Source organism: Skermanella sp. (genome assembly GCF_059503625.1).
Window position 1 is genome coordinate 1 of record NZ_JCACHA010000867.1, and the last position, 8,086, is coordinate 8,086.

At 65.8% G+C, this 8,086-nt stretch carries 10 protein-coding genes; 4 read left to right on the forward strand and 6 right to left on the reverse strand.

The window, feature by feature from the left end:
- A partial coding sequence (locus tag AC5JJ6_RS31525) for an alpha/beta hydrolase (protein WP_496045838.1) occupies positions 1-238 on the reverse strand: 238 nt, incomplete at its 3' end.
- A gap of 133 nt (positions 239-371) precedes the next feature.
- Between AC5JJ6_RS31525 and gluQRS the strand changes: the two genes are divergently transcribed.
- Positions 372-1,217, forward strand: a complete 846-nt coding sequence (gene gluQRS, locus AC5JJ6_RS31530; protein ID WP_496045839.1) for a tRNA glutamyl-Q(34) synthetase GluQRS — start codon at positions 372-374, stop codon at positions 1,215-1,217.
- 2 nt (positions 1,218-1,219) lie between these two features.
- On the opposite strand, the gene AC5JJ6_RS31535 is transcribed toward gluQRS, so the two are convergent.
- The 3 genes from AC5JJ6_RS31535 to AC5JJ6_RS31545 form a co-directional block, all read right to left on the reverse strand.
- On the reverse strand, positions 1,220-2,071 hold the full coding sequence (locus AC5JJ6_RS31535; protein WP_496045840.1) for a DUF4743 domain-containing protein: 852 nt from the start codon (positions 2,069-2,071) through the stop codon (positions 1,220-1,222).
- Positions 2,072-2,116: 45 nt separating this feature from the next.
- Positions 2,117-2,434, reverse strand: a complete 318-nt coding sequence (locus tag AC5JJ6_RS31540) for an ACT-like domain-containing protein (protein ID WP_496045841.1) — start codon at positions 2,432-2,434, stop codon at positions 2,117-2,119.
- A 202-nt stretch (positions 2,435-2,636) separates the two neighbouring features.
- Positions 2,637-3,965, reverse strand: a complete 1,329-nt coding sequence (locus AC5JJ6_RS31545) for a branched-chain amino acid ABC transporter permease (RefSeq protein WP_496045842.1) — start codon at positions 3,963-3,965, stop codon at positions 2,637-2,639.
- Between the two features lie 101 nt (positions 3,966-4,066).
- Between AC5JJ6_RS31545 and AC5JJ6_RS31550 the strand changes: the two genes are divergently transcribed.
- On the forward strand, positions 4,067-4,642 hold the full coding sequence (locus AC5JJ6_RS31550; RefSeq protein ID WP_496045843.1) for a hypothetical protein: 576 nt from the start codon (positions 4,067-4,069) through the stop codon (positions 4,640-4,642).
- Between the two features lie 3 nt (positions 4,643-4,645).
- Here the strand turns inward: AC5JJ6_RS31550 and AC5JJ6_RS31555 are convergent, their stop codons facing one another.
- Both AC5JJ6_RS31555 and AC5JJ6_RS31560 read right to left on the reverse strand, forming a co-directional pair.
- Positions 4,646-5,347, reverse strand: a complete 702-nt coding sequence (locus AC5JJ6_RS31555; protein ID WP_496045844.1) for an alpha/beta fold hydrolase — start codon at positions 5,345-5,347, stop codon at positions 4,646-4,648.
- Positions 5,348-5,370: 23 nt separating this feature from the next.
- Entirely contained in the window at positions 5,371-5,913 is a 543-nt protein-coding gene (locus AC5JJ6_RS31560; RefSeq protein ID WP_496045845.1) for a hydrolase, read from the reverse strand.
- 211 nt (positions 5,914-6,124) lie between these two features.
- Between AC5JJ6_RS31560 and AC5JJ6_RS31565 the strand changes: the two genes are divergently transcribed.
- A complete protein-coding gene (locus AC5JJ6_RS31565; protein ID WP_496045846.1) occupies positions 6,125-7,657 on the forward strand; it encodes a DEAD/DEAH box helicase in 1,533 nt (510 codons plus the stop codon).
- Positions 7,658-7,673: 16 nt separating this feature from the next.
- Positions 7,674-7,916: an Lrp/AsnC ligand binding domain-containing protein gene (locus AC5JJ6_RS31570; RefSeq protein ID WP_202678805.1), complete on the forward strand. Its 243-nt coding sequence runs from the start codon at positions 7,674-7,676 to the stop codon at positions 7,914-7,916.
- The last annotated feature ends 170 nt before the right edge of the window (positions 7,917-8,086 follow it).

Here is an 8,086-nt window from a genome sequence, read left to right on the forward strand (position 1 = left end):
CCATCGAGCGGTCGAGCAGACTGAACCACTGGAACCCGTAGGGCGACATGTCGCACTGGTCCGGTGCGTTGGGCGACACGAACTCCGCATCGGGGAGAAGCGCGCTCCAATAATCGGCCAGCGAGATCAGATCGTCGCCATCGGCGCCGACTCCATGCAACAGGACGACCAGTTGGCGCGCGGGGCCACCGGAGGCGGGCAGGACCTTGGGTCCAGTCAATTTGGCAAGATCGCTCATGTGCCTGTTTTGACTACTGCCGACGCGCCTGTCAATGGCTCAACGCACCGGTTGAACCCGCTGGCCCATGCGGCCGTCCGGGGATAAAGAGGCGCGGTATGCCGAAATGAGAGTGCCGTGGACGATGCTGCCCATGAAGACCGTCACCCGCTTCGCCCCCAGCCCGACCGGCCTGCTTCACCTGGGCCATGCCCACTCCGCGCTGTTCGGCTGGCAAGCTGCGCGCGAGCGGGGCGGACTCTTCCTGCTGAGGATCGAGGATATCGATCCGGGACGGTGCCGCCCGGAGTTCGAACTGTCGCTGATGGAAGACCTGTCCTGGCTTGGCCTGTCCTGGCCGGTCCCGGTGCGGCGCCAGAGCGAACATCTCGACGACTACCGCGCCGCCCTGGACCGGCTGGCGAGTTCGGGCGTGACGTATCCGTGCTTCTGCACCCGCAAGGAGATCGAGGAAGAGATCGCCCGCGCCGGCCATGCGCCCCATGGCCCGGACGGCGCCCTTTATCCCGGAACCTGCCGCCATCTGTCCGCCGGCGAAAGGTCGGAGCGGATCGCATCCGGCCAGGCCTTCGCCATCCGGCTCGACGTGGCGCGGGCCGGCCGGCTTGCCGGCCCCTTGTCGTGGCACGACGTCGATGCCGGGACGATCGACGCTACCCCGGAAATCCTCGGCGACGTGGTGCTGGCCCGCAAGGATATCCCGACCAGCTACCATCTCAGCGTGACGGTGGACGATGCCTTGCAAGGCGTCACGCTGGTTACCCGCGGTCGCGACCTGTTCCACGCGACCCATCTGCACCGGCTGCTGCAAGCGCTGCTGGGCTTGCCGGCGCCCGGTTACCACCATCACGGCCTGCTGACCAACGACCGTGGCGAACGGCTTGCCAAGCGGGACAAATCAGTGTCGCTGAAGGCCCTGCGGGAGAGCGGCAGGACGGCGGCCGAAGTCAGGACGATGGCAGGCTTCCCGGAAACCTGACGTCAGACCGCCCGGCGCAGACCGATCGCGAGTTCCGGATACTCGGCATCGTCCGGCTTCAGATAGCCATGGCGCATCAGGAAATCGACGATCACCAGATTGACGTTGAACTTGAAATCGTCGGTTTCCCGCACCCGCCGGGCCGCTTCCTCCAGCGGCCAGAGCATGAAATGCTCGACCTCGCCATCGGTGTTGCGCGGCACGAAGTCCTCGGCGACTTCGAGGTCGTAGAGGAACAGCATGTCCGGCTTCAGCCCCGCCGGGTTCTCCATCAGGTAAGACACGACGCCTACCGGCACCGCCTGCAGAGCCGCTTCCGGAGACAGTCCCGCTTCCTCGTGCGCTTCCTTCACGAGGTTCTCGTCCAGCGTCAGCCCGCTCGGCTGGCCGCCGGCGACCAGATTGTCCAGCTTGCCCGGTGCGATCTTGCGGTCGCCCGCCCGCTTGCCGACCCACAGGTGGATCCCGTCGGGCCGCCGGACGAAGCCGTTGATATGAAGGCCGTATGACCGGATGCCGAAATGGGCGACGGCGACGCGGTCGATCTTCAGCAGCGGCGGCTGGCCCCAGCCGGTCATTACCGGATAATACTCATCCCTGAGCTGGGGTACCGTCCCCTCCTCCACCAATTCAGCGACGACTTGCGCCATGGCCTCGGTCCGGGAGTCGAAATCGCTCAAGGCCGATGCCAGCGAGATGCGGTCCTGCTCGACCACGAAGACACCGGTGAACTGCCGCAATCGCGAGGCCAGCCCATGACGGACCCAGCCGACCCGGCCGGTCCCGACGTAAAAAGGCAGGTAGCCCGAGAAATCGTGGCTGTTGCAGGCGCGGATGTGATGAAGATAGCTCATGATGGGCGGATTTAACCGCCCATCGCCCGGTTCGTCACGCGCTATTTACTCGGCGGCCGCGCGGAAGCGCTCCGACGTCAGCACGGCGCCCACATCCGGGATCTGGCGAAGGCAGGCCGCCACATAGTCGGCCTCGCTGCGGACCATGCCCTGCATTTGCAGGTCGATGATCAGTTCGTCGTCCTGGATGCCCCCGACCCGGCTGTGCCAGGAGGACGGGACGAGGCCGCGCTTGGCGAACAGCTCCAGCACCCGCGACATCACGCCGGGATCGGCATTGGCCTGGATCGAGAAGCAGGCGGTATAGTCGGGATCGTACGGACGGGATTCGACGCCGGGCGCCGACTGGGTTGGCATAGCCATGACAGGCTTTCCTCTTTGGATCGAAGCGACAGGAATTCAGCGGATAATGACCCCGGCCCTCAGCAGAGGACCGGGCCGCTAATTCGCGCGACGATCGCAAGGTAGGATGCCTGGAACATGGGGCGGACCATAACCGGCGCATCCCGGGCCGGTCAAGTGCCATGCTGCCGCAGTCGAAACAGCGTTTGCGCCCGGTTCGGCCTCAGTCGCCCCTCGTACGCTCCACTCCCAGCAATCCCGTGGGCCGGATCACCAGCATGGCGATCAGCGCCGTGAACACCGCGACGTCCTTGCCTTCCAGCGGCAGCCAAGCGGCCCAGCCGGTTTCCAGCGCGGCGATCAGCACCCCGCCCAGGAAGGCCCCGGGGACCGATCCGATGCCGCCGACGATGGCTGCGGTCAGCGCCTTGAAGCCGAGCAGCGCTCCCATATAGGCGTTCACCCCGCCATAGTGCAGCGCCACGATGAAGCCGGCCGTGCCGGCGCAGGCGGCGCCAAGGGCGAAGGCAGCCCCTACCGCGCGGTCGGTATCCACGCCGAGCAGCGCCGCCATCCGCATGTCGTCGCTGCATGCCCGATGGCTCCGGCCGAATTCGGTGCGGACCAGCAGCCACCAGAGCGCGCCGGAAACGCCAAGGGTCAGGACGACGATCAGGACCTGCGCGGCCGATACGGTGACGGGAAAAACCCCCTCCCCCGCCAGCGTGAAGCGGTCCGTCAATACGGGAGCCAGCCACCGGTCGCGGGCGCCCTGGAGCAGCCGGACGGCTTCCTGAAGGAACACCGAAGCGCCGATCGCCGCGATCAGCGGAACATGGGTCGGCGTGCCCCGCAACGGCCGGAACACCAGCCGCTCGACCGCCCATCCCTGCCCTGCCGTCATGCCGGCCGCGATCAGCAGCACCGCGGGCAGCGCCCACGCCCCCGATCCGGTCATCACGGCCAGCGGGATCGCGAAGATCACGGTCTGGTACGCGCCCAGCATCAGCAACTCGCCGAAGGCGAAGTTGATCCGTCCGACGATGCCGTAGACCAGCGAGAATCCCACAGCCAGCAGCGCATAGATGCAGCCGAGCACGCTGCCGTTCAGGACTTGCTGGAAGGCATAGAGCGCGCCGGCATAGGGCGTCCCGGCCGCCGTACCGGTCGCAATCGGATTTGCCCCCAAGGTGGGAGCCGGGACAGCCGTCTCCAGCGCAAGCCAGCGCCTCAGCCAGAACAGCCGCATCTCCGGAAGGATGCCTTCGCGGCTGGTGGCGACGCCGACCAGTTCAAGCGGTGCGTTCTCCACCCGCCGACGGGAAAAGCGGCAGTTCACCCATCGCTCGGCACCGTCCGCCGCCCTGTATTCCAGCACGATGCCGTCGGAGGCCGCCGGGCCGCTTGCCTGCCGCAGGATCTCGACCCCGGCGGCGTCCGGTTCGAAAGCGGCGATCACGCGGCGGCAGGAGGCTGTTTCCGCCGGGTCCAGGCCGCACCCCGTCAACAATGCCACCAGCAGCAGGAGAAGGCTCGGACGGCAAAGCCTCATCCTTTCAGCTATCCACCATTGCGCGGCCCGGTATTGGACTGGCGGCCTGTTAGGGCGGACAGATATCAGAATGATCTCCAGTCAGGACCAGAGGTTCCAGGATGGCTCGTTTCGCTGCGGCCGCTGCGCCGGCCTTGACGCTGACCTTGGCGCTGGCGCTTTCGGCCTGCTCCGGCAGCCGAGTCGTTTCCGACAACGTCAGCACCGCCTATTCGCCGCTCGAATTCAGCTCGGCCGCCGGTGGGCGCGATCTCGCCACGGAAGTCTACGGCAATCCCTTCCCGGTCGACCAGAGCAGTTTCGACCGGAGCGTGACCGACCTGATGCAGGGCCAGCATTTCGGCCCGCCGACCCATTTCACGACGACGCCGGACGAGAGCGCCAACCGCCGCTACAAGGTGGTTATGGTCTTCAATCCAGCGGAAAACATCGCCAACCCGCAGATTTGCAGCGGCGGCCCGATCGCCACCGATAAGCGGCCGGGGCAGCCGATCCGCCTACAGGCAGCCTTCTGCCGGGGCGGAACGCTGACGTCCACCAACGGCTGGGCGCCGGCCGTCGCATCGCCGCAGGACCCGGCGTTCCGCAGCCTGATCACCGACACGACGTTCGAGCTGTTCCCGCTCCGCGATCCGAACCGCAGCGACAGCAATTGCGGCATGAGCGTCGGCTGCTGAGCCTCAGGAATAGATCAGCCAGTCCCTCATCAGCGCGGTGGTGGCATGCGGGCGTTCGAGCGACGCCAGATGCCCGCATTCCTCCACCACGGCAAGCCTTGCCCCCGGGATGGCACCGGCCATCTCGGCATGCATTTCCAGCGTACTGATGGCGTCCTGCCGCCCGCACAGCACCAGCGTCGGACAGGAAATCGACGGCAGCATCGGCCGGCTGTCCGGCCGGTCCATGATGAGCTTCTGCTGCCGCAGGAAGGAGTCGCGCCCGACCCGCTCGGCCATCGCCATCACTTCACCGGTCAGGTCAGCCTCCTCCAGCCGGTCCGGGTGGATCAGCACGGGCAGCAGGCGCGGCGTGACGCCGCGAAACTCCCCCCGGTCCGCCAGCGCCATCAGGCCCCGGCGGCGGCGGCGCTGCTCGTCCGTGTCGGCCCTGGCATTGGTGTCGAGCAGCGCCAGCTTCGCTACCCGCTCCGGCGCCTGGCGGACGATCTCCAGCGCCACGTAGCCTCCCATCGACAGACCGGCGAGGGCGAACGTCCCGGGTGCCGCGGCAAGCACATCGGCGGCCAGCGCGGAAACGCCGTCGCGGCCGGTCAGGTCGGCGACCGTCACGTCGGCGACTTCCGCCAGATGCCGTGTCTGATGAGACCAGAGCGCCGCATCGCACAGCAGGCCGGGAAGCAGGATCAACGGAAGTCTTTTCATGGAACCGGTCATCGGTGAATCGGTCATCGGATCAGCGGAAGCACCCTTTTGAACGCCGGAGTCGATCCCCGGCGCAGCCATTCGAACATGACCATCTCGGAGGTCACGATCTCAACCCCGTTGGCCCGCACCCGCTCCATGGCGATATGTCGGTTCTCCGGGTCGCGCGACCCGACCGCGTCGGCCACCAGGAAGCAGTCGAACCCGGCGGCCTGCAATCCCAGCGTCGTCTGAAGCACGCAGACATGCGCCTCGGTGCCCGTCACTACTATCTGCGGCCGGTCCAGTCCCCGGACGCGCTCGACAAATCCAGGCTCGTTCGCCGCATTGAAATGGATCTTCTCCACGACGGACCCGGCGGGCAGAAGTCCCGCCAGCGCCTCGACGGTACTTCCAAGTCCTTTGGAATACTGCTCGGTCGCCAGTATCGGCACGTCCAGTTCCGCCGCCGCCTTCAGCAATGTGGAAACTCTGTCCAGCAGACTTTCACCCCCTGCTATGGCAGGTGCCAGTCTTTCCTGTACGTCGACCACCAGAAGTACCGATCTTTGGGATTCGAGCAGCATGGCGAAGAACTTTCTTGCCGTATCGGGACTTCGACATTATCTTGCCGATCCATGCGAAGCCATTCCCTTCCGGCCGTGCCCACACGCGTACCGAATTTTTGGTGCGACAACACGGATTGTTGACAAGACGGTTTGACTTTTCATACTGCCGCCCCAATCTGTGCTGCAAGCCATATGGCTTACGCTGCTTTCTCCAACCGACACTGGCTTAATGAATTTTTCGGAAATTGGGCTCGGGCCCGAAGTCCTGCGCGCCGTCGAGGATGCGGGTTATACCCAACCTACTCCGATCCAGGAACAGGCGATCCCTTGGGTACTCCAAGGGCGCGACGTTCTTGGCTGCGCCCAGACGGGCACCGGCAAGACCGCCAGCTTCACGCTGCCGATGATCGAAATCCTGGCCAACGGCCGGGCAAGGGCGCGGATGCCGCGCTCGCTGATCCTGGAACCGACGCGTGAGCTCGCGGCCCAGGTCGCGGAAAACTTCGAGACCTACGGCAAGCATCTCAAGCTGACCATGGCGCTGCTGATCGGCGGCGAATCGTTCGGCGACCAGATCAAGAAGCTGGATCGCGGCGTCGACGTGCTGATTGCGACACCGGGCCGCATGATCGACCTGTTCGAGCGCGGCAACATCCTGCTCAGCGACATCAAGATCTTCGTGATCGACGAGGCCGACCGGATGCTCGACATGGGGTTCATCCCCGATATCGAGCGGATCGTGGGCCTGCTGCCGAAGATGCGCCAGACGCTGCTGTTCTCCGCGACCATGCCGCCGGAGATCAAGCGCCTCGCCGACACCTTCCTGATGAACCCGCGCGAAGTTTCGGTCTCGCCGCCTGCCTCGATGGCGGAAACGGTGACCCACGCGCTGACCATCGTTCAGCCGGAAGACAAGCGGAAGGCCCTGCGCCACCTGCTCGGCACGGAAGACGTCAAGAACGCGCTGATCTTCTGCAACCGCAAGCGCGACGTCACGATCCTGCACAAGAGCCTGGAGAAGCACGGCTTCAACGCCGGCGCGCTCCACGGCGACATGCCGCAGAGCAAGCGGACCGAAACGCTCGACCAGTTCAAGAAGGGTGAGATCACCCTGCTGGTGTGCAGCGACGTCGCCGCGCGCGGAATCGACATCGCCGGCCTCAGCCACGTCTTCAACTTCGACACACCGCTGCATGCCGAGGACTACGTCCACCGGATCGGACGTACCGGCCGCGCCGGCAAGCTGGGCCGCGCCTTCACGATCGCGAACCCGGAAGAAGGCAAGCAGGTCGCCGCGATCTCCAAGCTGATCAAGCGCGAGATCCCGCTGATCTCGATCGACGGGATCGAGCTGGCTGAGTTCGAGGAACTGTCCGACCGCCGCCGCCGCCGGACCCGCAAGGATGGCGACGAGGCCAAAACAGCGTCGAGCAACGGCCGCCAGCCCCGCGCCGAAGGCCGCGCACCGCGTCCCGAACGGGAAGCCCGACCTGAGCGGGAAGCACGGCCGGACCGCGAAGTGCGCGTCGAGCGGGAGGTTCGTCCGGAGCGCGAAGCCGTCAGGCCGGAACGCGAGGTTGCCCGGCCCGAGCGCGAACAGCGCGTCGAGGCCATGCGGAGCGATGCACCGCCGCCGCGCCGCGACGACCGCCGCCGCCGCCGTGACGAGGATGACGACGACGAGGTCGTGATCGGCTTCGGCGATCACATCCCGGCCTTCCTGCTGCGCCGGGCTCGCCCGGTCGCCACTCCGGAAGCGTAAGAAGGGCGTTGCCGCCATGCAGACCATCTTCATCATGGTCAAATGCGATCTCGGACAAGCGTACGAGGTTGCGGACCGCGCGGTACAGGACGTGGAACAGGTGTCGGAGGTCCACTCGACCTCCGGCCAGTACGACCTACTGATGAAGTGCTATCTGGACGACGACACCGACATCGGCCGCTTCGTGACCGAGCAGGTCCAGACGCTGCCGGGGGTGAAGGACACCTTCACCCTCATCACATTCAAGGCGTTCAGCTAAGCCTGAATTCCCGGTGATACCGGCTGCCTTTGAGCTTGGCCTGCCAGGACAGTGTTTGTAGGGCCGTAGCCCAACACTTGCCGACCGCCGGTCGAACTCTTCGGCTCCTGGTCTGAGAGGATGTTGAGTTGAAGACGCGCCAAATTTTCGCGATGGTGTGTCGTGAGGTT